This is a genomic window from Sphingopyxis sp. C-1 (genome assembly GCF_001047015.1).
Lineage (GTDB): Bacteria > Pseudomonadota > Alphaproteobacteria > Sphingomonadales > Sphingomonadaceae > Sphingopyxis.
In genome coordinates this window covers 2,936,978-2,961,804 of sequence record NZ_BBRO01000001.1, presented here as the reverse complement: position 1 = coordinate 2,961,804, position 24,827 = coordinate 2,936,978, and the positions used below count along the sequence as shown (strand labels likewise).

Below are 24,827 nucleotides of genomic sequence, written 5' to 3'. Positions count from 1 at the left end.
ATGACAGCCCCTGCTATTTCAGAGGCGTTATAGCAGATTTCGCGCGGAAATGCGCGCCTAGACGGTAAAGCTCTCGCCGCAACCGCACGCGCCCTTGGCGTTCGGGTTCTCAAACACGAAGCCCGCGGCGAAATCGTCCTCGACCCAGTCCATCGTGCTGCCGATCAGGTAAAGCACCGACGCGCCGTCGATATAGAAGACGCCGCCTGGGGTCTCGATCTTCTCGTCGAACTTCTGCTCTTCGGTCACATAATCGACCGAATAGGCGAGGCCCGAACAGCCGCGGCGCGGCGTCGACAGGCGCACGCCGATCGCGCCCTCGGGCGCCGACGCCATCAGCTTCGCGATGCGCGCTTCGGCTCCGGCGGTGAGGGCGACGGCGGCGGGGCGTGCGCGGGTTTTCGTCTCGGTCATTACAGCATTCCCAGTTCGAGGCGCGCTTCGTCGCTCATATTCTGTGGGCTCCACGGCGGATCCCAGACCAGATTGACCTCGGCATCGCCGACGCCCGGAACCGCACCGACGCGCAATTCGACCTCGGCGGGCATCGATTCAGCGACCGGGCAGTGCGGCGTGGTCAGCGTCATCGTGACCATCACATGACCCTCGTCGATCTCGACATTGTAGATGAGGCCAAGATCATAGATGTTCACCGGGATTTCCGGGTCGAAGATGTCCTTCAGCGCGTTGATCACGGCTTCGTACAGGTCGCCGCCGACCGCGCCGGTTTCTACCGCCGCGGGCTTGGCCGCAAGAAAGCCTTCGAGATAGTCGCGCTTGCGTTCAAGCTTTTCGGGCGCAGTCTCTGCATCCTCGACGCGCGCCTTGGGCGGCGCCTCGACGCTCGCGACTTCTTCAACCTTGATCATCCGATCCTCGCTCATCCGAAAATCCTCTCGACGCGGGCGAGGCCATCGATCAGCGCCGCCACATCGTCGTCATTATTGTACACACCGAAGCTCGCACGCGCGGTCGCAGCTACGCCCAGATGCTCCATCAGCGGCTGTGCGCAATGGTGCCCGGCGCGGATCGCGACCCCGCTTTCGTCCAAGATAGTGCCGATGTCGTGCGGATGAACCCCCGCCATCGCAAAACTCACGATTCCGGCACTGTTTTCGGGGCCGAAGAGCGTGATGCTGTTCTTGCGCGCGAGTGCTTCGCGCAGTGTGCCGACTAGCGACACCTCATGCGCGTGGATCGCGTCGATGCCGATCGCTTCGACATAATCGACCGCCGCCGCAAGCCCGATCGCCTCGATGATCGCGGGCGTGCCGGCCTCGAAGCGGGTGGGGGCGGGGGCGTAGGTCGTCTTGGCGAACGTCACACGGTCGATCATCGAACCGCCGCCCTGCCAGGGCGGAAGCGTGTCGAGCTTGTCGCTCCACAGCACGCCAATCCCCGTAGGGCCGTAAAGCTTGTGGCCCGAGAAAGCGTAATAGTCGCAGCCGAGCGCCGCGACATCGACCGGCAGCCGCGGCACCGCCTGACAGCCGTCGATCAGCAATTCGGCGCCGACGCGGTGCGCGATCTCGGCAGCGCGTGCGACGTCGAGCGGGCTGCCGAGCACGTTCGAGACATGCGCGAAGGCGACCATATTATGTTCGGGGGTCAGCAGCTTTTCGGCGGCGTCGAGGTCTATGCAGCCGTCCGTGGTCAGCGGACACACATCAACCTGCCAGCCTGCAAGCTGCCAGGGCACGATATTGCTGTGATGTTCGAGCATCGACAGCAGTACGCGACCCTTCTTCGGATGCGAATAAGCGACCAGATTGATCGCCTCGGTCGCGCCGCGCACGAATGCGATCTCATTCTCTCGCGCGCCGATAAAGGCCGCAATCCGCCGTCGCGCCGCTTCATAGGCGAGCGTCATGTCGGCCGACCGCGCATAGACGCCGCGGTGAACGGTCGCATAGTCGCGGCCCATTGCGTTCACGGTGGCGTCGATCACCGCCTGTGGCTTCTGCGCGGTCGCGGCTGTGTCGAGATAGTGCCAGCCCGGCGTCAGGCCGGGGAATTGATCTCTAATCCCGTTCGTGTCGAGCGACGTTGAGACACCCCTAATGCGCGCACTACCGTTGGGCATCGCGACTTCGCTCGATGCGAACGGGGACGGGAGGTTGGTCACACCAACTCTCCCAGCTTCGCGAGCGCCAGCGCCTGCAGCTGTTCTTCATCCTCGGCGCCATCGAACACGCCGGCAACGAACGCCTGCAGCATCAGCTTCTTCGCCTCGCCGGGCGGCAACCCGCGCGACTGGAGGTAATAAAGCGCCATGGCGTCGAGTTCGCCGATCGCGCAGCCGTGCGCGCATTTCACATCGTCGGCAAAGATTTCGAGTTCGGGCTTGGCGTTGGCGGTGGCGCTGCGGTCGAGCAGCATCGCCTTCACATCCTGCTCGCTGTCGGTCTGCTGCGCATCGCGCGCGACGGCGACTTTGCCGAGATAGGTGCCGGTAGCGGTCCCGCCGAGCACCGACCGCACGACCTGCAGCGACGTCGCGCCGGGTTCGGCGTGGGTGACGGTGGTGACGATCTCCAGATTCTGCGTACCGCCGCCGATCTGCGCCGCGCCCAGGTGGAAGTCGGCGCCCTCGTGCAGGATTACATTGAGTTCGATGCGGCCATAAGCGCCGCCGATGTTGAGCACATGCAGCGATGCGGCCGCGCCCTTGCCGAGCACCAGGTCGATCTGCCGGATCTCGCCGGCGTCCTGCACGATCGCGCGCGCAAACTTGCCGCCGGCAGGCACGATGATGCTCTCGGGCGCAGGTAGCGGCCATGCCGCGGTAACCGCGTCGATGTCGCTATAGCGCCACGCTTCGTCGCGGCGGGTGGGGAGGGCGGTCATGGCCGGCGCTCCGCCCATTTGCGGCGAAAATCGGCGAGCAGCGTCGATTTGCGCTTGTCGATGCACGCCTTGACCTCGGCCTGGCTCGACGCCCCCTTTTTCACGCAAGCCGCGCTCGTCTTGCAGAGCTGTGCGTCGAGGCGCGCGTTGCCGCTGCTTTCGCTGAGGTCGCAATGGTAACGCCCTTTGGCGTCGCGGCCGACCATTACTGCAAGGCTTCCCAGCTTCTGTGCGATCACGACGATTTCCTCGTCGGTCGGCACTGGTTCGGGCGCCTGCGCAATTGTCAGAAGGGCGAGGGCGAGGATCACGCCGCGATCTCCGCATAGCCTTCGCGTTCGAGTTCGAGCGCGAGTTCGGGGCCGCCAGACTTGACGATCCGGCCGGCGGCGAGGACGTGGACGAAATCGGGCTGCACATAGTCGAGCAGGCGCTGATAGTGGGTGATCAGCAGCACCGCCTTGTCGGGACGGCGCATGATCGCGTTGATGCCGTCGCCGACGACGCGCAGCGCGTCGATGTCCAGCCCCGAGTCCGTCTCGTCGAGGATCGCGAGTTTCGGGTCGAGGATGCCCATCTGCACCATCTCGTTGCGCTTCTTCTCGCCGCCCGAAAAGCCGACGTTCACGGGGCGCTTGAGCATGTCCATGTCGAGCTTGAGCAGCCCCGCCTTCTCACGCGCCAGCTTCAGGAAATCGCCGCCCGACAGCGGTTCCAGCCCGCGCGCCTTGCGCTGGGCGTTCAGGCTTTCGCGCAGGAACTGGACGTTCGACACGCCGGGGATTTCGACCGGATATTGGAAGCCGAGGAACAGGCCAGCCGCGGCGCGCTCATGCGGGTCCATGTCGAGCAGGTCCTGCCCGTCGAATTGGGCCGAACCCTCGGTGACTTCATAACCGGGGCGCCCGCCGAGGACATAGGAGAGCGTCGACTTGCCCGCGCCATTGGGGCCCATGATCGCGTGGATCTCGCCCGCATTGATGGTGAGCGACAGGCCCTTCAGGATCGGCTTGTCGGCGACGGTGGCGTGGAGGTTTTCAATTTTGAGCATGATTAAGCCTGATAGGAATTGATGAGTTCTTTGAGCTTTTCAGCGAGCCCACGTGCTGAATCCACTGTCAGAACCACGATTGTGTCTTGGTCTTCATCCCAGTTCCGCTCTTGGCGAATGGTAATGTTTCCATAAGCGTTGATGTAAGCAGCGACGCCTTGGACGCTGTGCTGAACGACGTCTTCGTTTTCAGCGTTCCACTCAAAATCGTCGCTCATCCGACGCTCCCCTCAAGGCTAATCCCCAGCAATTTCTGCGCCTCGACCGCAAACTCCATCGGCAGTTGCTGCAGCACTTCCTTGGCAAAGCCGTTGACGATCAGCGCCACCGCTTCTTCCTGTCCCAGGCCGCGCTGCATCGCGTAGAAAAGCTGGTCGTCGCTGATCTTGCTCGTCGTCGCTTCATGCTCGACCGTCGCGGTCGGGTTGCGGACCTCGATATAGGGCACGGTGTGCGCGCCGCACGTGCTGCCCAAAAGCAAGGAATCGCACTGGGTGAAGTTGCGCACGCCCTCGGCATTCGGCGCGACGCGCACGATGCCGCGATAGGTGTTGTTCGACTTGCCCGCGCTGATCCCCTTCGAAACGATGGTCGAGCGCGTGCGCTTGCCATTGTGGATCATCTTGGTGCCGGTGTCGGCCTGCTGATAATTGTTGGTGACCGCGACTGAATAGAATTCGCCGACGCTGTCGTCGCCGTTGAGGACGCAGCTCGGATATTTCCACGTGATCGCGCTGCCGGTTTCGACCTGCGTCCACGACACTTTGCTGCGCTTGCCCTGACATAGCGCGCGCTTGGTCACGAAATTATAGATGCCGCCAAGGCCCTCGGCATTGCCGGGGTACCAGTTTTGCACTGTCGAATATTTGATCTCGGCATCGTCGAGCGCGACGAGTTCGACCACCGCGGCGTGGAGCTGATTCTCGTCGCGCATCGGCGCGGTGCAGCCTTCGAGGTAGCTGACATACGCACCCTTGTCGGCGATGATCAGCGTGCGTTCGAACTGTCCCGTATTCTCGGCATTGATGCGGAAATAGGTGCTGAGCTCCATCGGGCAGCGCACACCCTCGGGCACGTAAACGAAGGTGCCGTCCGAGAAGACCGCGCAGTTCAAGGTCGCGAAATAATTGTCGTGCATCGGCACGACCTTGCCGAGCCACTTCTTCACCAGTTCGGGATATTCGCGGATCGCCTCGCTGATCGACAGGAAGATCACGCCCGCGCGCTTCAATTCCTCACGGAAGGTCGTGGCGACGCTGACGCTGTCGAACACCGCGTCGACCGCGACCTTGCGCGCGCCCTCGACACCGGCGAGAACCTTCTGCTCCTCGATCGGAATGCCGAGCTTCTTGTAGACCTCAAGGATCTCGGGATCGACTTCGTCGAGGCTGGAGAGCTTCGGCTTCGCTTTGGGCGCCGCGTAGTAATAGGCGTCCTGATAGTCGATCGGCGGCACGTTGAGCTTCGCCCAGTCGGGCGTCTCCATCGTCTGCCAGTGGCGGAACGCCTTCAGCCGCCAGTCGAGCATCCATTCGGGCTCCTTCTTCTTCGCCGAAATGAAGCGGACCGTATCCTCGGTCAGCCCCTTGGGCGCGAAGTCGGTCTCGATGGTCGAGGACCAGCCATGTTCGTAATCGGCGACTTTTGCCGCGGCATCATGCGCGGCCTGATCCTTGACGGGGAGTTCGGTGTTGTCGGTCATAATCTGATCTCGTCGCCGGCCAGTGCCGGGATCGGCGGAGGGGAGGGGTGTTTCGGGGCGACGCTCAACGTCGCAAGGCTGATGTCCGCCAGCGCGCCGCGCACGGCGCCATTCACGACGCCCCAGTGCGGTTGCACCTTGCAACTGCCCTCTAGCGAACAATCATGGCGCCCTTCGGCGACGCAGGAGGTGAGGGCGATCGGTCCTTCGACCGCTTCGATGATGTCGGCGACGCTGATCGCGGCCGCGGGCCGCGCGAGCCGCACGCCGCCGCCGCTGCCGCGCGACGCGACGAGCAGGCCGGCGCGCGCGAGCTGGCTCACCAGCTTCTGCGCGGTCGGTCCCGGGATGCCCGTCTGTTCGGCGAGCATGCCCGCGTGAATCGGCACCGACCCGCACTGGCGGGCGGCGGCGCTCATCAGCACCACGGCATAATCGGCAAGGTTGGACAGGCGCATATTATTTTCCGTCGCAGTTGCGAACGATTCTTAACTGGAGCAAATTACTCCACTTACATAGGCGCGCAATCGCCGCGGCGCAAGCAATCGCGGATATGCGGGGCGATAGAAAAGTTGCCCCAAAAAAAAGGCACCCATCCGGCCAAAGCCAAATGAGTGCCAAGATGAAGGTCTCAAGTCCTCGTCAGAGGATGAGCTCTTCTGGGTCGCAGGGGTGAATTATGCCCCCGCGCTGATTCGCGATTGGATGAAAACGCCAAAACGACGCGGCACGAAATTTTGATGGTTAATGCGTGCCCTAGGGCCAGGCCCTAGGTCTCGGAGACGAGCGGGCTGACCTTGCCCGCGAGTTGTTTGCGGCCCTTCGTCGTCGCCTCGGTATAGCTGGTCGGTTTGCCGAGCTGGCCGGGGGTCGCGCCGGCAAAGCGCTTTATCTCGCGGATCAGGTGCGACTGGTCGTAAAAGGCATCGCCGAGCTGCGCGGAGTCGAGCCCTTCGCCGCGGGCGAGCGCCGAGGCGGCGCGGACCGCGCGATATTTGCGCGCGAGCATTCGCGGCGACAGCCCGTAATAAAGCTTCGTCATGCGCTCGACCGAGCGGATCGACATGCCGGTCGCCTCGACGAGTTCGGGAACCTGCGGCGAGGGCGATGCGGTCAGCCAGCCGTCGACGGTGCGGATGAACCACATCGGCGGCTGTTCGTTGCGGGTCAGCACTTCGCGCGCGAAATTATTGCCGATGACGAGCTTTTCCTCGACCGTCTTGGCATTTTCCAGCGCCGCCGCGACCTCGTCGATCCACGGGCCGAACAGGTCGGCGGCGTCCATCGCACGGTCGGTCAGCTTGTCGGCATCGTCGCCCATCAGCGCCGCCCAGCCCCCGGGCAACATGCCGAATCCGAACAATTGCGCCGGGCAATTGCTGATCGCGCGGACGCGCGCACTTGTCGGCCCGATGATGTTGGCGCGGCAGACGGTCGCGCGATAGCCGTCCTCAAAGACATATTCGCCGTCGGCATTGGTCACGAAACGGAACTGCGGGCGGTCCGCCCGCTCATATTCGTCGAACCGTGGAAGGTTCAGCCGCGCGAAATAGAAGCTCGACACCATTTCCGCCAGATCGGGATCTGGCGGGAAATAGTGCAATTCGAACGGCGCACTGCCGTCCACGCCCACGAGCGAGGAAGAAATATCCGACATCAGACCCAGACCTCTGGCTCCCGTGACCCGGTTGCCTTATTTTTTCTGGATCAAATCATTTGCGTTTCGTCCCCGCGCGTCAAGCGCCAATCGTCAATTTACTTAACCCTTCTGCGCGGCGATCCACATATCGACCCGCCGTTCGAGGACATCGAGCGGTACCGGACCCGATTCCAGCACGACGTCGTGGAAGGTACGGAAGTCGAACTTGTCGCCGAGCGCCGCCTGCGCGCGGCCGCGCAGTTCCATGATCTTGAGCTTGCCGATCAGATAGGCGGTCGCCTGCCCCGGATAGACGATATAGCGCTCGATCGCCTTTTCGATGTCGCCGTCGGGGTTGGGCGTATTGTCCTTCAGATATTTGATCGCCTGCTCGCGGCTCCAGCGCTTGTCGTGGATGCCCGTGTCGACGACGAGCCGGCACGCGCGCCACAGCTCCATGCCGAGCCGGCCAAAATCGCTATAGGGATCGGTATAGAAGCCCATGTCCTTGCCGAGTTCCTCGGTATAGAGGCCCCAGCCTTCGGTGTAGGCGGTGAAGCCGCCGAAGCGGCGGAAGGCGGGCAGGCCGGTGAGTTCGGTTTGTACCGCGCGCTGCAAATGATGTCCGGGAACGCCCTCATGATAGGCCAGCGCCTCAAGCTCGGTCTTCGACATATCCTTGAGGTCGAAAAGATTCACATAATAGATGCCCGGACGCGACCCGTCGGGCGACGGTGAGGAGTAAAAGGCCTTGCCCGCCGATTTCTCGCGGAATGCCTCGACCGCCTTCACCTGCAAATGCGCCTTGGGCAGCGTGTTGAAGAAGGCGGGCAGGCGTGCTTCCATCGCCTTCACCTTGGCATCGACGTCGGCGAGATAGGCTTCGCGGGTCGTATAGAAATATTGCGGGCTGGTGCGCAGGTGCGCGAAGAATTGCTGCAGCGTGCCCTTGAATCCGACCTTCGTCATGATCGCCTTCATCTCGCCATGGATGCGCGCGACTTCGGCGAGGCCGAGGTCGTGGATCTGCGCCGCCGTCATGTCGGTCGTCGTGTAGTTGGCGAGGAGCGCCTCATAATAGGCCTTGCCGTCGGGCAGCCGCCACACGCCATCTTGCGTCGGCGCGCTCGCCTGCTGGCGCTTCATTTCGGCGAGCAGACGGTCATAGGCGGGGCCGGCGCTTTCGGCCCACGCCGTTTTTGCCGCCGCGACCAGCCGCGCTTTCTCGGCGGCTTCGATATCGAGTTTGCCGACCTTCGCGACGATGTCTTCGACCACCGCATTGTCGGGCTTCTGCAGATTGCCGATGTCGGAGATGAGGTACGCATAGACCCACTTCGGCGGCTGGATGCCCTTTTTCGCGCGTTCGGCGGACTGCGCCGACAGCGCATCGAGTATGGGGCCCAGCCCGCGGATGCGCTCGATATAAGCTTCGGCTTCGGCGGCGCTGGCGATGCGGTGGATGTTGATGAGGAAGGCGGGCATCTGGCTCTGCGCGCCGTTCATCTGGTCAAAGATATAGCCATGGTCGCGGAACGGAAACAGGCGGTCGGCCCGCGCGGCCTGCGTGTTGAACAGTTCGAACGACAGCGCTTCGTCGGCGGTCAGTCGGGCCGGATCGAAGCTTGCGCGCATCGCGGCCGCCGTCGCTTGCTGAAGCTTGTGGTTCGCGACCGCGGTTTCGTCGGAGACATCGTTCCATTTGCCATAGTCGCCATCACGAATCCCGCGCCGCGCCTTGGCTTCGGGTGAAAGCGAGAGTTGCGCTGCGTCATAATTTTCAAAGAATTGCGCAAGGTTCGCGCCCGCCGGCGCGGCTTCGGGTGCAGCAGCGACGGGTGCCGGCGCTTTCTGCACCGCGGCCGGGGCACATCCCGCCACGGCGAGCAGCACGAGGCCGGTGGACAGGCGAGCGATAATCTTGAGGTGCGACACGAATTTCTCCCGGTTTTTCCGATGCGGACGGGGCTTGCCATAGCGTCCTCGCGCGCGCAATGGCGGGGCCATGTCGCTCTTCGCCTCGCTCACCGATAGCGCTTATGCGCTCGTCCGTCCGGTCGTCCACGCCACCGATGGCGAGGCGGCGCATAACCTTACGCTCAGCGCGCTCCAGCCGCTGCCGCGCGCGCGCCATGCGCTGACCAGCCCGGCGCTCGCGACCGAGCTGGCGGGGCTGCATTTCCCGAACCCGGTCGGCCTTGCGCCGGGTTTCGACAAGGATGCGCGCGTCGCGCATGTCATGCCGCATTTCGGCTTTGGCTTTGTCGAGGTCGGCACGCTGACCCCGCTGCCGCAGGACGGCAACCCGCGGCCGCGGCTGTTCCGCCTGGTCGAGGATCGCGCGGTGATCAACCGTATGGGGTTCAACAATGGCGGGCAGGAGAAGGCGGCCGAACGCATCGCGTGCCTGCGCCGCTATGGCCTGCCCGTGCCGCTGGGCATCAATATCGGCGCGAACAAGGATAGCGCCGACCGCATCGCCGACTATGCCAAGGGTACCACCGCGATGGCCCCGCTCGCCGACTATCTGACCGTCAATATCAGCTCGCCGAACACGCCCGGATTGCGCGCGTTGCAGGACAAGGGCGCGCTGGAGGCGCTGCTGGACGGCGTCGCGGCGGCACAGCCTGCCGGCGCAGGCAAGCCCATATTCCTCAAGGTCGCGCCCGACCTGGAGCCCGCCGATATCGACGACATCGTGGCTGTTGCGTTCGACAAGGGGCTTGCCGCGGTCATCGTCTCGAACACCACGATCGTGCGTCCCGCGCTCGCGTCGCGCCACGCGGAAGAAGCCGGCGGCCTTTCGGGTGCTCCGCTCGCCGAACTGGCGCTGCAACGGGTGAAAGATTTCCGCACCGCGAGCGGCGGCAAGCTCCCGCTCGTCGCCGCGGGCGGTATCTCATCGGCCGAGCAGGCTTGGGACCGGATCCGGGCGGGCGCCACTCTGGTGCAGATTTATTCGGCGATGGTCTACAAGGGCCCAGGCCTCGCGGCGCGGATCGTGCATGGACTGGAGAAGTTCGCGGAGCGCGATGGTTTTGTGCGTGTGTCGGACGCTGTGGGGACGGGCGCGGCCTGAACCTTCCCCCTTGATGGGGGAAGGATACGCAGCCTTGCCGCAGAGCGGCTAGGCTATGTTGGATGGGGGTGATGGTGCGCCATTGCGCGGCGGCTTCAGGCCGAAAGCACACCCCTACCGCTGCGACTAGCGAACAAGTTCGAAAGTCTCGCTGCCTCCCCCATCAAGGGGGAGGAGGTGGTGTGGGGTTGCCTTGACCGGAGGCGCGCGCCAATGTCGCGCGCATGTTGAAAAGATTCCTCCCTCTCGCCGCCCTTCTTTCCGTCACCGTCTCTTCGCCCGCGCTTGCGCAGGGCGTCACCTCGTCCGCCGATCCGCGTGCGACCGAGGCAGGGCGCGAGATTCTGCATCAGGGCGGGACCGCCGCCGACGCCGCGATCGCGATGGTCGCGGTGCTGACGCTGGTTGAGCCGCAGTCTAGCGGTATTGGCGGCGGCGGCTTCATGGTCCACCACAATGCCAAGGACGGCAGCATCTCGACGATCGACGGGCGCGAAATGGCGCCCGCAGCGGCCAAGCCCGAACGTTTCCTCGGCCCCGACGGCAAGGCGCGCGGCTATATGGATGTCATTCCCGGCGGCCTGTCGGTGGGTGTGCCCGGCAATGTGCGCCTGATGGAAATGGCGCACAAGAAATGGGGCAAGCTTGAATGGAAGGCGCTGTTCCAGCCCGCGATCAAGCTTGCCGAAGAAGGCTTTATCGTCACCCCCGCGCTCAACACCTGGCTCGTCCAGTTCGAGCCGATGTGGAAGGAGTTTCCCGCTCCGAAGGCGATCTATTATGTCGACGGCAAGCCCGCCCCTGTCGGCACGCGCATCAGGAACCCAGCTTATGCCAAGCTGCTCCGCGATATAGCGGCGCGCGGTCCTGAGGCCTTTTATTCGGGTGCCAATGCCAAGGCGATCAGCGACGCGGTCGCCAATGCGCCGCGCCACCCGACGCAGCTCACGGTCAAGGATATCGCCGCCTATAAGGCGAAGGAGCGCCCCGCGGTTTGCACCACCTACCGCGTCTACAAAGTCTGCGGCATGGGCCCGCCATCGTCGGGCGCGACCACCGTTTTCGGCATTCTCGGCATGATCGAGGGCTGGGATATGAAGACGATGGGCAAGGATAATCCGATGAGCTGGCACCTGCTTTCCGAAGCGATGCAGCTCGCCTACGCCGATCGCTCGGCCTATCTCGGCGACGGTGATTTCGTCGATGTTCCGGTGAAAGGCCTGCTCGACAAATCCTATCTTGCCGAGCGCCGCCAGTTGATTTCGCCTTATGGCGCCGCGGGCAAATATGAACCCGGCACGCCGCCGGGCGCGAAGCCGCGCGCCGCCGCGCCGCCGGTGCAGGAACAGGGGACGACGCATTTCGTCACCGCCGACAAGGACGGCAACCTCGTCTCGATGACATCGACGATCGAAAGCATCTTCGGCAGCCAATTGATGGCGAACGGCTATTTCCTCAATAACGAACTCACCGACTTCGACCTCGCCCCGACCGAGGGCGGGGTGCCCACCGCGAACCGCGTCGAAGCGGGCAAGCGTCCCTTGTCCTCGATGTCGCCGACCGTCGTTTACGGCCCCGACGGCAAGGTCGTGCTCGCAGTCGGGTCGGCGGGCGGCAAGCGCATCATCATGCATGTGACGAAGGTGCTGGTCGGCGTGCTCGACTGGGGCCTCGACGCCAAGCAGGCGATGGAGCTTCCGAACCTGTTCTTCGGTCAGCAAGGCGTGCTGATCGAGAATAACGAGGCGGGCAAGGCGATCGCCTCGAAGATGAAACCTTTCGGTTACAGCTTCACCGCGACGAGCCTCGGCTCGAAGCTCAACGCTGTCGAACGCACCGCCGACGGCTGGCGCGGCGCGGCCGATCCGCGCGGCCCCGGCAGTTCGTCGATCGACGGCGCACCGGCGCAGAATTGAACCAACGATAACAGAACAACACACCAAATCTCCCTGGAGAGAGGCAGAATGAAGCTCGTAAATCCCCATCTCGACCATTTTCCGAGTCTGGTCGCGATGTTCTTCGACCGTGCGGGGCGCGGCGGCGAAGATCCTTTCCTGTGGCGCAAGGCCGATCGCTCTTGGCAGCCGCTGAGCTGGCGGCAAGTCGCCAATCAAGTGTCCGCGCTTGCGCACAGCCTGCGCGAACTTGGCCTCAAGGAAGGCGACCGGGTGGTGCTGGTCAGCGAGAACCGGCCCGAATGGTGCATCGCCGACATGGGCATCATGGCGGCGGGTTGCATCACCGTGCCCACCTATACGACCAACACCGAACGCGACCATCAGCACATCCTCGACAATAGCGGCGCGAAGGCGGTGATCGTCTCGACTGCCAAGCTTGCGCGCACGCTGATGCCCGCGGTGATGCGTTCCGAGGCGCATATCGTGATCAGCATGGAAAGCCTGCGCGTCGGCCAGCAGGGCGAGGTTGCGGTCTATGATTGGGAACCGCTCGTGCAGGGGGGCGAGGCATGGCTTGAGGAAACGAAAGCGCGTGGGCTCGCAATGAAGCGCGAGGATACCGCCTGCCTTATCTACACCAGCGGCACCGGAGGCGCGCCGCGCGGGGTGATGCAGCATCATGGCGCAATCCTGCACAATGCAGCGGGTGCGGCCGAAGTGCTCGTCAACGACTTTGGTATCGGCGACGAGGAAGTGTTCCTGTCGTTCCTGCCGCTCAGCCACGCCTATGAGCATTCGGGCGGCCAGTTCCTGCCGATCATGGTCGGCGCGCAAATCTATTATAGCGAAGGGCTGGAAAAGCTCGTCTCGAACATCGAGGAGACGCGCCCGACGATCATGGTCGTTGTCCCGCGCCTGTTCGAGGTGATCCGTGCGCGCATGATCAAGTCGGTTGAGAAACAGGGCAAACTTGCGAACTGGATGCTGCGTCAGGCGCTGCGCGTCGGCGAAAAGGATTATGAGCGGCGCATGGGCGTGCTCGACCGTCCGGTCGACCTTATCCTAGACAAATTGTTCCGGCCCAAGATCGGCAAGCGTTTCGGCGGCCGGATGAAGGCGCTGGTGTCGGGCGGCGCGCCGTTGAACCCCGAAATCGGGGTGTTCTTCCACTCGATCGGGCTGACGCTGTTGCAAGGCTATGGGCAGACCGAGGCGGGGCCGGTGATCAGCTGCAATCGCCCGAGCGCCGGGATCAAGATGGATACTGTCGGCCCGCCGCTGATGAACACGGAGGTGCGCATCGCCGACGACGGCGAAATCCTTGTGCGCGGCGAGCTGGTGATGAAGGGCTATTGGCGCAACAAGGCCGAGACCGAGCGTGTGCTCGTCGATGGCTGGCTCCACACGGGCGACATCGGCCATATCGACGACAAGGGCCGCATCGTCATCACCGACCGCAAGAAGGACCTGATCGTCAACGACAAGGGCGACAATGTCTCGCCGCAGCGGGTCGAGGGCATGCTGACGCTCCAGCCTGAAATCCTGCAGGCGATGGTCTATGGCGACAAGCGCCCGCATATCGTCGCCATTCTTGTCCCCGATCCCGAATGGATGGCCGAATGGGCCGAGGCGGAAGGCTTGCCCAAGGATCTCGAGCGGCTACGCGAGCATGAGAAATTCCGCGGCGCGATCCGCGCCGCGGTCGACCGCGTCAACGGCCAGCTCTCGGTGATCGAAAAGGTGCGCAAGTTCGACTTCGCCGACGAAGCCTTTACGATCGAGAATGAGCAGATGACGCCCTCGATGAAAATCAGGCGCCATATCCTGAAGCAGGTCTACGAAGACAGGATCGCGGCGCTATACAAGGCTTAACTCCTCCCCCTTGATGAGGGAGGCAGCGAGACTTGCCAGCGTGCTGGCTAGTCGCAGCGGTAGGGGTGCGGTCTCGGCCTGAACCGGCGGAGCGATGACGCACCATCACCCCCATCCAACTCCGCCTAATCGCTCCGCGACAAGGCTGCATATCCTTCCCCCATCAAGGGGGAAGAGAACATAAGCAGGCGGGGTTGCGACCCGAAGAGCTCGGCGCAAACCGGTCCCCGCCTGCGACTGAACCTTGGCTCAGCCTTTGTCCCCCGCCGGTTTGCGATAGGGGACGAATTCACCAAAAACACAAGTAGGGCCGCGGATTCCGCTCGACCGGTCGACCAGGTGGAAGAAATCGCCTTCGCAGGTCGACGACCCGAACTGGCGTACCACCATGATGTCGCTGTCCCGCGCAAGACCCGGACAACTACTCTTCAAGTCATTCCTGTATACCAGATTACCGCTGGAACGATAGAGCAAGATGCTATCCGACACGCGAATGGTATCATTACTTCGATAATTGGGAAGGCAGCGGACGGGCGGCCCCGGAACCTTGCCCGCGAGCTGCTTGTCGAGCCGCTCCGCCTGTTTGGGGGTCAGCGCGGCGGCACCGGGCTCGCCCGAACCGGCGGGCGCGCAGCTTGCGACCAGCGGCGCTGCCGCAGTCAACAGCGCGGCAGCCATCAGGTTCAGCTTCGCCATGAATATGCTCCTTGAGATCGGCCATAATAGCCTTTGCGGATGAATAGGTGCTGAAGCGGCATCATGCCGCATCCTTGAGCGCGCGGATACGGCCGAGTTCGGCCGCGCTCGGCGCGCGGAGAAAGGGGTTGGTCGCGCGCTCCTCGCCGATGCTCGTCGGCACCGTGGCCTCGCCGGCGGCGCGCGCGGACTCGACCGCGGCGAGCCGTTCGGCCAGCGCGACATTGTCGGGCTCGACCGTCACCGCAAAGCGTGCGTTCGACAGCGTATATTCGTGCGCGCAGTAAACGCGCGTCGCATCGTCGAGCGTGCCGAGTTTCTGCATATTGGCGAACATCTGTTCGGCGGTGCCCTCGAACAGGCGGCCACAGCCCATCGCGAACATCGTGTCGCCGACGAAGATCGCGGCATCGTGCGTGAAATGATAGGCGATATGGCCGGCGGTATGCGCGGGTACATCCCAGACGTCGGCGACATGTTCGCCCAGTCGCACCTTGTCGCCGCCCTTTACCTGCACGTCGAGCGTCGGGATGCGGGCATATTCGGCGGCGGGGCCGGTGATCGTGCAGCCAGTCGCTTCCTTGATCGCCGCGTTGCCGCCGGTGTGATCGGGATGCCAGTGAGTGTTCCAGATATCGGTAATCGTCCAGCCGCGTTCCGCCGCTGCCGCAAGTACCGGCTCGGCGACGGCGGGGTCGACGACCATCGTCGCACCGCTTTCAGGGTCATGGACCAGCCAGACATAATTGTCGCTGAGGACGGGAATTCGGACGATGTCCAGCGCAGCCATGATATCTCCTTTCCAGCGTCTCGCCCCTTCAAGACGGAGCGGCGGCGCCGGGGCCTTGGTCTGCCTGCTCAGCCCAGAAGGGCGTCATATCCCCGCTCGTTGAACTCGATCAGGCAGAATCCGTTGCCGAAAGGATCGGCGAACATCGCCTGTCTGCCATAGGGAAGATCCAATGTCTCGCCTTCCTGCACCGCGCCTGCGGCAAGAGCTCGCTGGGCCGCGTCGTCGAGGCTGGCGACCGAAAAGTCAGGATGCACCGGCGTCCAATGCCGGTTGTAGCGGCGGAAATCGCCGCCACGGGGGCCGATCGTCGACCCGGCGGGCTTGGCGATCAGATAGATGGGCACCTCGCACCCGGTCAGTTCGACGATATCATCGTCGAACCGCCGGGCCGCGGTCAGCCCCAGCGCATTTATATAGAAATGCTCGCCAGCGGCGAGGTCGGGCACGTCGATATTGATCAACAGGCCCGGCATCGCGCCGCTCCTACCAGGCGCCGGTGTTGGGCATCGACGCCCAGGGTTCCTGCGGCGGCAGATGGCCTTCCTGCAGCAGTTCGACCGAAATGCCGTCGGGCGAGCGCACGAACGCCATATGGCCGTCGCGCGGCGGGCGATTGATCGTCACTCCGGCGTCCATCAGCCGCTGGCAGGTCGCATAGATATCGTCGACGCGATACGCGAGATGACCGAAATTGCGCCCGCCCGAATATTCCTCGGGCGCGCTGCCGTCGGCGGGCGGCCAGTTATAGGTCAGCTCGACCTCGGCCATGTCGCCCTGTCCGGGGGCGGCGAGAAAGATTAGCGTGAACCGGCCTTGTTCGCTGTCGAAACGGCGCGTTTCCTCCAGCCCGATCAGCTTGAAGAAATCGACCGTGGCGTCGGGATCCGATACGCGGATCATCGTGTGAAGATATTTGGTCATCCGCCCATATTAGGCGCGAAGGGGGCGATCTTCAAACGCTTCGAACAGGGATACGAATGCATCGGGCACCGGGGCGGTTGCACCCTGTGCCTCTTCGACATGGACGCTGACTTCCAGCCCCGTCGCGCGCAGATCGTCCTTTCCGGCGCCGTGCAGTTCGAACAGGAAGGTCATCGAACTGCGGCCGACGCGCGAGCAGCGCACGCAAATGTCGATTTCCTCGTCGAGCAGGATCGGCACCTTATAATCGACCTCGGCACGCGCGACGTGGAATTCGGGGCTGTCATTTGCGGGCCAGCGATCATAAACCCCCGCCGCGCGCCAATATTCGGTGATGCCGATATCGAAATATTCGAGGTAACGGCTGTTGAAAACCACGGCCTGCGCGTCGATCTCGGCATAGCGGACACGCTTTTTGACGCTGAATTTGAAATCGCTGCGGGCCATGATGATCCTCTAGTTGGTCGCGAGCCGCGCGACGGTGTCGATAAGCAGCGCGATATCGGTGTCGCGCGACAGGCGGTGGTCGCCACCCTTGACCAGCGTCACCTGCACATCCGCGCTCGCAAGCGCCGCCGACAGGCGCAGGCTGATATCGGGTGGTACGTCGCCATCCTCTTCGCCGTGGAGCAGGCGAACAGGGCAGGCGAGGGGGATTTCGGCCGCTAGCAGCCGGTTCGCCTCGCCCGACTGGAAAAAGCCGCGCGTCGTCACATAGGGTTGGTCGCTGTACGGCGTTTCCTCGACCAGCGCGCCCTCGGCGAGGATGATCGCCTTCTCGGCATCGCTGAAACCCCAGTCGGTAAAGTCGGGCGCCGCGGCGATCCCGACGAGCCCCGCAACCCGGCCCGGCCCGTCGCGCTGAACAAGCGCCAATGCGGTCAGCAGCATCAGCCACCCGCCCATTGACGATCCGACGATGATCACGGGTCCCTCGGCCTTCGCATCGATCAGGTCGAGCACATCGCCGCGCCAGTCGAGCAGGGTCTGGTCGGCGAAAAGGCCGTCCGACAATCCGCAGCCGGCGTAATCGAGCAGCAGGCAGGCATGGCCCTCGGCCGCCGCCCAGTCGAACAATGCGGTCGCCTTGCCGCCCGCCATGTCCGACATATAGCCGGGCAGGAAGACGATCGTCGGGCCGGCACCCGGCGTATGGCGATAGGCGAGCCGCGGGCGGCCCGAACGGTCGAGATAGCTGGGTACGGTAGGGTCGCCCATTCTCTAATTCCGTTCGTGTCGAGCGAAGTCGAGACACCCATCGGGATAGCGCGAGGCCGAGGGGCATCTCGACTTCGCTCGATGCGAGCGGGATTCAGGCGTACCAGTAGGGCGCACGCGGATCAGATGACCCAGTCGATCGTGCTCATCTGCATGACGGCCTGCCCCTTGGCGCGCCGCTTTTCGACCATGATATGGTTGAGCCGCTGGATCGTGTCGCTGCCGGTCGTGATGCACCAGCCGGGAACGACCGCATGGACGAGCGCGCAGAGGCCGCCATAGATCATCGTGACGCCAAATTTCGACGCGACGCCGAAATGTTCGATGTAATTTTCATCGACGCTCTTCGGATGGTCGACGAACAGGCGATTGAACATGGGGGTGGCTCCTTTTCGGCTGTCGTCGCCCTAGCGGCGGCCGGCGAGTCCCGCAAGGCCGGCGCGGCTGATCACTCGATCAATCGGCTCGGCCAGCCGATGCGCACCAGCGTCTCGTCGGGGTCGGAAAGCGCGAATTCATACATTCCCCACGGCTTGTGCGTCGGCGTTTTTATGGGGCCGAGGATCGCGTCGCCGACGACCTCCGCAAGCTCGGCAACGCTGTCGGTGTAAAGGTAGAGGCCAAACGGATTCTGATTGCGTTCCGGCCAGGTCGGTCCCGATTCATTGGTCAGGTGAAGCTGCCATCCCTTGCCGTCGTCGAGCAGGCGATAGGTGCCGTAATCGCTGACGACCGACAGGCCGAGTCTTTCGTAAAAGGCTGTGCTCGCATCGAGATTGCTGCACGGCAAAATCGCCACGATGCTGTGGGTCGGATCGGTCATGCTGGCAACTCCATCAAGGGCGCCCTATTTATGACGGGCAACGCCCCCGAACACAAACCTTGCCCGAACGTCGCACCCCTTGCGGCGGCGCAGCATGACTGGCAAAGGGGCGCCCGCACTTTTGCGCAAGAAAGGCCCGTTTTTCGATGTCCGACATGATCCGCGTCACCCTTCCCGATGGCTCTGCCCGTGAAGTCGTGCGCGGGACTACCGCGCTGCAGATCGCGGCCGACATCGGCCCCGGCCTTGCCAAGGCCGCGCTCGCCGCGAAAATCGACGGTGAACTGCGCGACATCATGCGCCCGCTGGACGAAGACACGAACCTGTCGCTGGTGACGAGCCGCGACGAGGCCGATGCGCTCGAACTCTTTCGCCACGACTACGCGCATGTGCTGGCCGAGGCGGTGCAGAACCTGTTTCCAGGGACGCAGATCACCTTCGGCCCGTCGACGGGCGACGGCTTTTATTATGACTTCGCGCCGACCGCCGAGCATGGCCCGTTCCGCGACGACGAACTGCCGCTGATCGAGGAGGAGATGCGCAAGATCATCGCCGCCGACCTGCCGCTGACGCGCGAGGTTTGGGAGCGCGACAAGCTGATCGCCAAATGGGCCGCCGAGGGTGAGAGCTTCAAGGCCGAATGGGCGGCCGAGCTGCCGCAGGGCGAGGAACTGACTGTTTATCGCAGCGGCGACGGCTGGATGGACATGTGCCGCGGCCCGCACCTCGCCTCGACGGGCAAGCTCGACCCCGCCGCGTTCAAGCTGACGCGCGTGTCGGGCGCCTATTGGCGCGGCGATCAGAAGAATGCGCAATTGAGCCGCATCTATGGCACCGGTTGGCTCAACAAGAAGCAGCTCGCCGAGCATCTCGTCCGGCTGGAAGAGGCCGCAAAGCGCGACCATCGCAAGATCGGCCGCGAGATGGACCTGTTCCACCTGCAGGAAGAGGCGCATGGCAGCGTCTTCTGGCACCCCAAGGGCTATCGCATCTATCGCGAGCTTGAGGCCTACATGCGCCGCGCGATCGACGGCTCGGGCTATCAGGAGGTCAAGACCCCGCAGGTGATGGACGCCAAGCAGTGGGAGCAGTCGGGCCACTGGGGCAAATATCGCGAGAATATGTTCGTCATCCCCGACGAAGTCCCGAACATCGAGGACGAAGGTCCGATCGTCTCCGACGGCGCCGAATGGATGGCGCTCAAGCCGATGAACTGCCCCGCGCACGTCCTGATCTTCCGTCAGGGGATGAAGTCGTATCGCGACCTTCCGCTGCGCATGGCCGAAATGGGCTGCTGCCACCGCAACGAGCCGCATGGCGCGCTGCATGGCATCATGCGCGTGCGCCAGTTCACGCAGGACGACGGCCATATCTTCTGCCGCGAAGATCAGATCGTCGAGGAAGTGCGCGCCTTCTGCCAACTCCTTGACCGCGTCTATCGCGAACTCGGCTTCGAAAAATATGCGGTGAAGCTCGCGCTGCGCCCCGAAAAGCGCTTCGGCACCGAGGAAATGTGGGACAAGGCCGAGGCGGAACTGCGCGAAGCCGTCGCGCGCGCGCGCATGGCGAATGACGATTATGGCTGGGAAGAACTGCCGGGCGAGGGTGCCTTTTATGCGCCCAAGCTCGAATTCCACCTGACCGACGCGATCGGCCGGACCTGGCAGTGCGGAACGATCCAGTCCGACCGCGTGATGCCCGAGCGTCTCGATGCGAGCTATATCGGTGAGGATGGCGAGCGCCATCGCCCGGTAATGCTCCACCGCGCGATCCTCGGCACCTATGAGCGTTTCATCGGCATATTGATCGAACATTTCGCCGGCCGCTTCCCGACCTGGCTCGCGCCGGTGCAGGCCGTCGTCGCGACGATCGTCAGCGACGCCGACGAATATGCCAAGGACGCGGTCGCCCAGCTCACGGCGGCGGGCATCCGCACCGACATCGACGTCCGCAACGAGAAGATCAACTATAAGGTCCGCGAACACAGCCTCGCCAAGGTTCCCTATCTGCTGGTGGTCGGCAATCGCGAAGCGGAGGAAGGCACCGTCGCGATCCGCACCCTCGGTCAGGACGGCCAGCGCATCATGCCGCTCGCCGAAGCGATCGCGATGCTGAAGGGTGAGGCGACCCCGCCCGACCTGCGCAGTTGATCGCGCCCGAGAAGCGTCGTCCGCGCCGATGGCTGCGCTGGCTGTTGCTGCTGGCGTTCGTCGGCGCGGCGCTTCTCGCCAAGGGCTATTGGAACGCGACGCGCGATCCGCTGATCCGCAGCGCAAGCGTCGAAGTGGGCGACTGGCCAAAGGGGCAGGGACCAGTCAGGATCCTGTTGCTCTCTGACACGCATGTCGCCGGCCCCGACATGCCGCCCGCGCGGCTGGCGCGGATCGTCGGCGAACTCAACCGGCTGAAGCCAGATCTGGTCCTGATCGCGGGCGACCTCGTCAGCGAAAGGCGCGGCGCCACGCATATTTACACGCCTGCCGAGGTGGTGGCACCGCTTGGCGGCCTTCGCGCGCCATTGGGCGTCGTCGTCGCGCCGGGCAATCACGATCATTGGTTCAAGCCCGACGCGCTGCGCGGCGAACTCGAAAAGCTCGGCATTCGCGTGCTACAGAATGAAGCCGTCAAGATCGGACCGCTGGTCGTCGGCGGAGTCGACGATGATTATTCGGGGCATGACGATGTACCCGCCACCTTCGCGGCGATGGACCGGCTCGGCGCCGGCGTGCCGCTGCTGCTGACGCACAGTCCTGACATCGTTCCCGACCTGCCACGCCCCGTCGCCGCGGTCTTCGCGGGCCACACGCACTGCGGCCAGATTCGCTTCCCCTTCATCGGCGCCTTGACCTATGTTTCGCGCTACGGCGACCGCTTCGCGTGCGGCGATATCGACGACAAGGGCCAGCGCGTCTTCGTCGGCGCCGGACTTGGCACCAGCCTGTTGCCGCTCCGTTTCAACACCCCGCCGGACGCTTGGCTCGTCACGCTGGGGCCCAAGGCCGCCGCGAAGTGACCGATCTTGCGCATCTCGCCGGACTCGCCCCATGGACCTTCGCCGGCGCCGCAGCGATGACGTTCGGCGCCGCCTTCGTGCGCGGCCTCACCGGTTTCGGCATGGCGATCATCCTCGTGCCCTTGCTCGGGCTGATCATGCCGCCGGGCGAGGCGGTGGTGCTGGGCATCCTGCTGCAATTGCTGATCGGCCCGGTCGGTTTTCAGCGCATCGCCGCCGGTGCCGACCGCCGCACCGCATTCCCGATCGGCGTGCTCGCGATGCTCGCGACGCCGCTAGGCATGCTTGCGCTGAAGGCCGTGACGCCTGACATCGCCCGCTTGCTGATCGCGATCATCGCTATCGCCGCCTTCCTGCTGATCCTGATGCCGCAGCATCCCGATGGCCATAAGCCGGGGCGGATGTCGATCGGCCTGACCGGCATCGCCTCGGGCATTCTCACGGGCTTTGCCGCAATGCCGGGGCCGCCGGTCGTGCCCTTTTACCTGCGCCAGCGGATCACGCCCGATGTCGCGCGCGCCTCGATGATGCTCGTCTTTTTCGCCACCGCGATCGCCGGGACGCTCGCCTCGCTCTGGCTCGGCCTCGCCACGATGAAGCTCTTCATCCTGTCGCTGTTGCTCTTTGTCCCGATGGCGCTCGGCGACCATGTCGGAACGCGGCTGTTCGGCCGCGTGCCCGTGCCGGTGTGGCGCGGCATCGTTGCAGTAGTCCTCGGTATCGCCGGCCTGTCGGCGCTGCTCCGCCTGCTGAACTAGAGGCTGCGCAGCGCCTGCGCGGGTTTCGCCGACAAGAGCGGCCAGCTTCCCGCAATCCCGATCAGAAAGGACAGCCCTGCGCCGCCGAGCAGGGTCAGGCCGACGATCAGCGGGTCGGGCGCGAAGTCGAAATCGAACAATTGCGTCACGACATACCACGCGCCCGCAAGGCCCAGCCCCAGCGCCAGCACCGCAAGAATGCCCGCGAGCACCGCATATTCCATGCCCTGCGCGCCGAGTATCTGACCCCGCGTCGCGCCCAGCAGCTTCAGGATCACGCTATCGTAAACGCGCCGCTCGCGGCTCGCCGCAATCGCGCCGATCAGCACCGCGATCCCGGCCAGGATCGCGATGCTCGCTGCCGCGGCGATCGCCTGGCTCATCTGCGTCAGCAGCGTCGTCACCTGCGACACGACATCGCGCACCGCGATCAGTGAGGCCGACGGGAAAGCGCGCGGGATGCTGCGCGAAAGGGCGGTTTCGGCTTCGGGCCCAACGGCCACGGTCGCGACCATATTATGCGGCGCCGCGTCGAAAGTGCCGGGCGAGAAGACGAGCACATAGTTCAGCCCGAAATTGTCCCAATTGACGGTGCGGAAGGATGCGACCTTCGCTTGCACTTCGACCCCAAGCACATTGACCGACAGCGTATCGCCCAGTTTCAGCCCGAGCGAGGTGGCCACCTCCTGCTCGACGCTGACCAGCGGCGGGCCCTTGTAATCGGCCGCCCACCATTGGCCGCCGACCAGTTCGCTGCCGTTCGGAAGCACGGGGCTATAGGTCAGCCCGCGGTCGCCGCGCAGCACCCACGCGCCCTCCGGCAGTTCGGCAAGCTCGTCGACGCGCTGGCCCGCAAATTCGGTGACGCTGCCGCGCAGCGCCGGAATCATGTTGATCTCCGCCTTGGGGTCGGCCCCCGTCACCATCGTCCGAAAGCGCGCGGTCTCGGTACGCGGCACGTCGAGTACGAAAAAGCTCGGCGCGCGCTGCGGCACGGTCGACCGGATTTCGGCGGTGATGCTCGTCTGAATCGCCGCGAGCGTCACGAAGAGCGTGAGCCCCAGCCCCAGCGCCACGACGAGCGCGCCGGTCGCAGCGCCGGGGCGGTGCAGGTTCGCGAGCGCCAGGCGGAACAGCGGGCGTTTCGGCCGCGGCAGGCGGCTCGCGGTGCGCCGCACCAGCCAGCCAAGCCCGACGAGAATGAGCAGCAGTCCGATCGCCGCCCCGATGAAACCGAGCGCGAACAACGGCTCGCGCGCGGTGCCGACCGCCAGCGCGATGATCGCCGCGAGCGCTGCCGCGACGGCAACGACCGTCTGCCGATCGATCCGCGCCGCGCCGCTCACCGTCGCGCGGTAAAGCCCGGCGGCGGGAACGTGCCGCGTCGCCGCAAGCGGGGGCAGGGCAAAGGCGATCGCGATCAGCAGGCCATAGGCGGCGCTGACGGCAAGCGGCAGCGGATAGATGGCAACGCCCGGCTTGACCGGCAGCACATCGCCCGCAATCGCGCCGATGATCGCGGGCGCAAGTGCGCCGACGACCAGCCCGGCGATGATCGACACCGCCGCGACCGCGAGAATCTGCAGTCCGTAAATGCGCGCCACCGTGCCGCTGTCGGCGCCCAGCACCTTCAGCGTCGCAAGGCCGGGGCGCTTGCCCGCAAGATAGCTCGCGACGCCATTGCCGACGCCGATCCCGGCAATCACCAGTGCGGCGAGACCGACGAGCGACAGAAACTGGCCCATGCGCTCGATAAAGCGCCGCGTGCCGGGCGCACCGTTGCTGCTGTCAGTGATGTCCCATCCCGCATCGGGGAATTCGGCGGTCAGCGCCTTGCCGACCGCTTCGGGGTTCGCGCTATCGGGCAGGCGGACGCGATATTTGCTTTCGTAAAGGCTGCCCGGCTGGATCAATTGCGTCGCGGGCAGGTCGGAAAGGCCGATCATCGCGACGGGACCAAGCGTGAAGCCTTCGCCCAGGCGGTCGGGTTCTTCGGCGATGATGCCGTCGATCCGGAATGTCTTTTCGCCGAACTTCACGTCACCCCCGACTTGAAGGTCGAGGCGAGAGGCAAGGTCCTTGCCGATCCAGATGCCGCCCGCCGGTGGTGGGCCCTTACGTGCGCCGCTTTCCAGCCGCATCGTGCCATAGAGCGGATAGGCGCCGTCGACTGCTTTCAGTTCGGAAAGCAGCGCCTCGCCGTCGGGATCGTTCGCCATCGCGCGCAGCCGCACGGTTGCCGAGGGCGTGCCGACGCGGCGAAAGCCGGCCATTTCTTGAGGAGTGGCCTCGCGCTGCGGCAGGCTGAATTCGACATCGCCGCCAAGGATCGTCTGCCCGCGCACTTCGAGTTCGGAGGTGATGCCGCGCGTCAGGCTGCCGATCGCCGCGAGCGTCGCGACGCCAAGGAACAGGCAGACGGCGAGGAGGCGCAGGCCGCGGATACGCGTCGCAAGGTCGCGGCGCGCGATCCGCCAGAGTGTAGCGAGCGGGAGCATCAGGGCAAAACCTCCAAGA

At 64.4% G+C, this 24,827-nt stretch carries 26 protein-coding genes; 6 read left to right on the top strand and 20 right to left on the bottom strand.

Translation table 11 applies throughout. The features are described 5' to 3' along the window. Positions 1-57: 57 nt before the first annotated feature. From SC1_RS13920 to SC1_RS13870, 11 genes are all read right to left on the bottom strand, one after another. Entirely contained in the window at positions 58-414 is a 357-nt protein-coding gene (locus SC1_RS13920; protein WP_062182780.1) for an iron-sulfur cluster assembly accessory protein, read from the bottom strand. Further along, positions 414-884 carry an SUF system Fe-S cluster assembly protein gene (locus SC1_RS13915; RefSeq protein ID WP_062182777.1) on the bottom strand — a complete coding sequence of 157 codons (471 nt, stop codon included), beginning with the start codon at positions 882-884 and terminating at the stop codon, positions 414-416. Before SC1_RS13915 ends, SC1_RS13920 begins: the two co-directional genes overlap by 1 nt. Further along, a complete protein-coding gene (locus SC1_RS13910; RefSeq protein WP_152682454.1) occupies positions 881-2,083 on the bottom strand; it encodes an aminotransferase class V-fold PLP-dependent enzyme in 1,203 nt (400 codons plus the stop codon). The genes SC1_RS13915 and SC1_RS13910 overlap by 4 nt, the downstream gene beginning before the upstream one ends. Positions 2,084-2,121: 38 nt before the next feature. Further along, positions 2,122-2,847, bottom strand: a complete 726-nt coding sequence (locus SC1_RS13905) for a SufD family Fe-S cluster assembly protein (protein WP_083435936.1) — start codon at positions 2,845-2,847, stop codon at positions 2,122-2,124. Continuing rightward, a complete protein-coding gene (locus tag SC1_RS13900; RefSeq protein WP_062182771.1) occupies positions 2,844-3,158 on the bottom strand; it encodes a hypothetical protein in 315 nt (104 codons plus the stop codon). The genes SC1_RS13905 and SC1_RS13900 overlap by 4 nt, the downstream gene beginning before the upstream one ends. Then, a complete protein-coding gene (sufC, locus tag SC1_RS13895; protein ID WP_062182769.1) occupies positions 3,155-3,898 on the bottom strand; it encodes a Fe-S cluster assembly ATPase SufC in 744 nt (247 codons plus the stop codon). Before sufC ends, SC1_RS13900 begins: the two co-directional genes overlap by 4 nt. Positions 3,899-3,900: 2 nt before the next feature. After that, entirely contained in the window at positions 3,901-4,116 is a 216-nt protein-coding gene (locus SC1_RS13890) for a hypothetical protein (protein WP_062182766.1), read from the bottom strand. Then, complete coding sequence (gene sufB / locus SC1_RS13885) at positions 4,113-5,600, bottom strand: Fe-S cluster assembly protein SufB (protein WP_062182763.1); 1,488 nt, start codon at positions 5,598-5,600, stop codon at positions 4,113-4,115. The genes SC1_RS13890 and sufB overlap by 4 nt, the downstream gene beginning before the upstream one ends. Beyond that, the gene (locus SC1_RS13880; RefSeq protein WP_062182760.1) at positions 5,597-6,058 is read right to left on the bottom strand and encodes an SUF system Fe-S cluster assembly regulator; all 462 of its coding nucleotides are present in this window, start codon (positions 6,056-6,058) and stop codon (positions 5,597-5,599) included. The genes sufB and SC1_RS13880 overlap by 4 nt, the downstream gene beginning before the upstream one ends. Positions 6,059-6,369: 311 nt before the next feature. Then, positions 6,370-7,257 (bottom strand): helix-turn-helix domain-containing protein, encoded by an 888-nt coding sequence (locus SC1_RS13875; protein ID WP_062182757.1) that lies wholly within the window; start codon positions 7,255-7,257, stop codon positions 6,370-6,372. A 102-nt stretch (positions 7,258-7,359) separates the two neighbouring features. Continuing rightward, positions 7,360-9,174, bottom strand: a complete 1,815-nt coding sequence (locus SC1_RS13870) for a DUF885 family protein (RefSeq protein ID WP_062184203.1) — start codon at positions 9,172-9,174, stop codon at positions 7,360-7,362. A gap of 70 nt (positions 9,175-9,244) precedes the next feature. Between SC1_RS13870 and SC1_RS13865 the strand changes: the two genes are divergently transcribed. From SC1_RS13865 to SC1_RS13855, 3 genes are all read left to right on the top strand, one after another. Next, a complete protein-coding gene (locus SC1_RS13865) occupies positions 9,245-10,318 on the top strand; it encodes a quinone-dependent dihydroorotate dehydrogenase (RefSeq protein ID WP_062182754.1) in 1,074 nt (357 codons plus the stop codon). Between the two features lie 224 nt (positions 10,319-10,542). Beyond that, positions 10,543-12,234, top strand: coding sequence for a gamma-glutamyltransferase (gene ggt, locus SC1_RS13860; RefSeq protein ID WP_062182751.1), 1,692 nt, complete (start codon positions 10,543-10,545; stop codon positions 12,232-12,234). Positions 12,235-12,282: 48 nt separating this feature from the next. Then, positions 12,283-14,088 carry a long-chain fatty acid--CoA ligase gene (locus tag SC1_RS13855; protein ID WP_062182748.1) on the top strand — a complete coding sequence of 602 codons (1,806 nt, stop codon included), beginning with the start codon at positions 12,283-12,285 and terminating at the stop codon, positions 14,086-14,088. 249 nt (positions 14,089-14,337) lie between these two features. On the opposite strand, the gene SC1_RS13850 is transcribed toward SC1_RS13855, so the two are convergent. The 8 genes from SC1_RS13850 to SC1_RS13815 all read right to left on the bottom strand — a co-directional run bounded on the left by SC1_RS13850 (position 14,338) and on the right by SC1_RS13815 (position 18,539). Next, on the bottom strand, positions 14,338-14,784 hold the full coding sequence (locus SC1_RS13850; RefSeq protein ID WP_238586699.1) for a hypothetical protein: 447 nt from the start codon (positions 14,782-14,784) through the stop codon (positions 14,338-14,340). 61 nt (positions 14,785-14,845) lie between these two features. Further along, positions 14,846-15,574, bottom strand: a complete 729-nt coding sequence (gloB, locus tag SC1_RS13845; protein ID WP_062182741.1) for a hydroxyacylglutathione hydrolase — start codon at positions 15,572-15,574, stop codon at positions 14,846-14,848. 68 nt (positions 15,575-15,642) lie between these two features. Continuing rightward, positions 15,643-16,050, bottom strand: coding sequence for a VOC family protein (locus SC1_RS13840; protein WP_062182738.1), 408 nt, complete (start codon positions 16,048-16,050; stop codon positions 15,643-15,645). A gap of 10 nt (positions 16,051-16,060) precedes the next feature. Continuing rightward, entirely contained in the window at positions 16,061-16,498 is a 438-nt protein-coding gene (locus SC1_RS13835; protein WP_062182735.1) for a VOC family protein, read from the bottom strand. 9 nt (positions 16,499-16,507) lie between these two features. Next, entirely contained in the window at positions 16,508-16,945 is a 438-nt protein-coding gene (locus SC1_RS13830) for a thioesterase family protein (protein ID WP_062182732.1), read from the bottom strand. 9 nt (positions 16,946-16,954) lie between these two features. After that, a complete protein-coding gene (locus SC1_RS13825) occupies positions 16,955-17,716 on the bottom strand; it encodes an alpha/beta fold hydrolase (RefSeq protein WP_062182729.1) in 762 nt (253 codons plus the stop codon). A 122-nt stretch (positions 17,717-17,838) separates the two neighbouring features. After that, the gene (locus SC1_RS13820) at positions 17,839-18,093 is read right to left on the bottom strand and encodes a DUF6356 family protein (RefSeq protein WP_062182726.1); all 255 of its coding nucleotides are present in this window, start codon (positions 18,091-18,093) and stop codon (positions 17,839-17,841) included. Positions 18,094-18,164: 71 nt separating this feature from the next. Next, a complete protein-coding gene (locus SC1_RS13815) occupies positions 18,165-18,539 on the bottom strand; it encodes a VOC family protein (RefSeq protein WP_062182723.1) in 375 nt (124 codons plus the stop codon). Between the two features lie 155 nt (positions 18,540-18,694). Here SC1_RS13815 and thrS point away from each other — a divergent pair, with 155 nt between their 5' ends. From thrS to SC1_RS13800, 3 genes are read left to right on the top strand one after another with little or no spacing between them, the layout of a single operon-like run. After that, on the top strand, positions 18,695-20,689 hold the full coding sequence (gene thrS, locus SC1_RS13810; RefSeq protein ID WP_370568749.1) for a threonine--tRNA ligase: 1,995 nt from the start codon (positions 18,695-18,697) through the stop codon (positions 20,687-20,689). Continuing rightward, positions 20,686-21,552 (top strand): metallophosphoesterase, encoded by an 867-nt coding sequence (locus tag SC1_RS13805; RefSeq protein ID WP_238586698.1) that lies wholly within the window; start codon positions 20,686-20,688, stop codon positions 21,550-21,552. The genes thrS and SC1_RS13805 overlap by 4 nt, the downstream gene beginning before the upstream one ends. Further along, complete coding sequence (locus SC1_RS13800) at positions 21,549-22,310, top strand: sulfite exporter TauE/SafE family protein (protein ID WP_062182717.1); 762 nt, start codon at positions 21,549-21,551, stop codon at positions 22,308-22,310. The genes SC1_RS13805 and SC1_RS13800 overlap by 4 nt, the downstream gene beginning before the upstream one ends. Here SC1_RS13800 and SC1_RS13795 read toward each other — a convergent pair. After that, positions 22,307-24,808 carry an ABC transporter permease gene (locus tag SC1_RS13795; RefSeq protein ID WP_062182714.1) on the bottom strand — a complete coding sequence of 834 codons (2,502 nt, stop codon included), beginning with the start codon at positions 24,806-24,808 and terminating at the stop codon, positions 22,307-22,309. The two genes, SC1_RS13800 and SC1_RS13795, sit on opposite strands and share 4 nt — an antisense overlap. Positions 24,809-24,827 lie beyond the last annotated feature (19 nt).

What these genes read in the sequence shown, in the direction of transcription:
- SC1_RS13880 (WP_062182760.1), bottom strand. Translation starts at nt 6,058, where the DNA reads ATGCGCCTGTCCAACCTTGCCGATTATGCCGTGGTGCTGATGAGCGCC.
- SC1_RS13850 (WP_238586699.1), bottom strand. Translation starts at nt 14,784, where the DNA reads ATGGCGAAGCTGAACCTGATGGCTGCCGCGCTGTTGACTGCGGCAGCG.
- SC1_RS13835 (WP_062182735.1), bottom strand. Translation starts at nt 16,498, where the DNA reads ATGACCAAATATCTTCACACGATGATCCGCGTATCGGATCCCGACGCC.
- SC1_RS13920 (WP_062182780.1), bottom strand. Translation starts at nt 414, where the DNA reads ATGACCGAGACGAAAACCCGCGCACGCCCCGCCGCCGTCGCCCTCACC.
- SC1_RS13855 (WP_062182748.1), top strand. Translation starts at nt 12,283, where the DNA reads ATGAAGCTCGTAAATCCCCATCTCGACCATTTTCCGAGTCTGGTCGCG.
- sufC (WP_062182769.1), bottom strand. Translation starts at nt 3,898, where the DNA reads ATGCTCAAAATTGAAAACCTCCACGCCACCGTCGCCGACAAGCCGATC.
- SC1_RS13915 (WP_062182777.1), bottom strand. Translation starts at nt 884, where the DNA reads ATGAGCGAGGATCGGATGATCAAGGTTGAAGAAGTCGCGAGCGTCGAG.
- SC1_RS13865 (WP_062182754.1), top strand. Translation starts at nt 9,245, where the DNA reads ATGTCGCTCTTCGCCTCGCTCACCGATAGCGCTTATGCGCTCGTCCGT.
- SC1_RS13795 (WP_062182714.1), bottom strand. Translation starts at nt 24,808, where the DNA reads ATGCTCCCGCTCGCTACACTCTGGCGGATCGCGCGCCGCGACCTTGCG.
- SC1_RS13820 (WP_062182726.1), bottom strand. Translation starts at nt 18,093, where the DNA reads ATGTTCAATCGCCTGTTCGTCGACCATCCGAAGAGCGTCGATGAAAAT.
- SC1_RS13910 (WP_152682454.1), bottom strand. Translation starts at nt 2,083, where the DNA reads ATGCCCAACGGTAGTGCGCGCATTAGGGGTGTCTCAACGTCGCTCGAC.
- SC1_RS13890 (WP_062182766.1), bottom strand. Translation starts at nt 4,116, where the DNA reads ATGAGCGACGATTTTGAGTGGAACGCTGAAAACGAAGACGTCGTTCAG.
- gloB (WP_062182741.1), bottom strand. Translation starts at nt 15,574, where the DNA reads ATGGCTGCGCTGGACATCGTCCGAATTCCCGTCCTCAGCGACAATTAT.
- SC1_RS13830 (WP_062182732.1), bottom strand. Translation starts at nt 16,945, where the DNA reads ATGGCCCGCAGCGATTTCAAATTCAGCGTCAAAAAGCGTGTCCGCTAT.
- ggt (WP_062182751.1), top strand. Translation starts at nt 10,543, where the DNA reads ATGTTGAAAAGATTCCTCCCTCTCGCCGCCCTTCTTTCCGTCACCGTC.
- SC1_RS13825 (WP_062182729.1), bottom strand. Translation starts at nt 17,716, where the DNA reads ATGGGCGACCCTACCGTACCCAGCTATCTCGACCGTTCGGGCCGCCCG.
- SC1_RS13905 (WP_083435936.1), bottom strand. Translation starts at nt 2,847, where the DNA reads ATGACCGCCCTCCCCACCCGCCGCGACGAAGCGTGGCGCTATAGCGAC.
- sufB (WP_062182763.1), bottom strand. Translation starts at nt 5,600, where the DNA reads ATGACCGACAACACCGAACTCCCCGTCAAGGATCAGGCCGCGCATGAT.
- SC1_RS13840 (WP_062182738.1), bottom strand. Translation starts at nt 16,050, where the DNA reads ATGCCGGGCCTGTTGATCAATATCGACGTGCCCGACCTCGCCGCTGGC.
- thrS (WP_370568749.1), top strand. Translation starts at nt 18,695, where the DNA reads ATGATCCGCGTCACCCTTCCCGATGGCTCTGCCCGTGAAGTCGTGCGC.
- SC1_RS13875 (WP_062182757.1), bottom strand. Translation starts at nt 7,257, where the DNA reads ATGTCGGATATTTCTTCCTCGCTCGTGGGCGTGGACGGCAGTGCGCCG.
- SC1_RS13815 (WP_062182723.1), bottom strand. Translation starts at nt 18,539, where the DNA reads ATGACCGATCCGACCCACAGCATCGTGGCGATTTTGCCGTGCAGCAAT.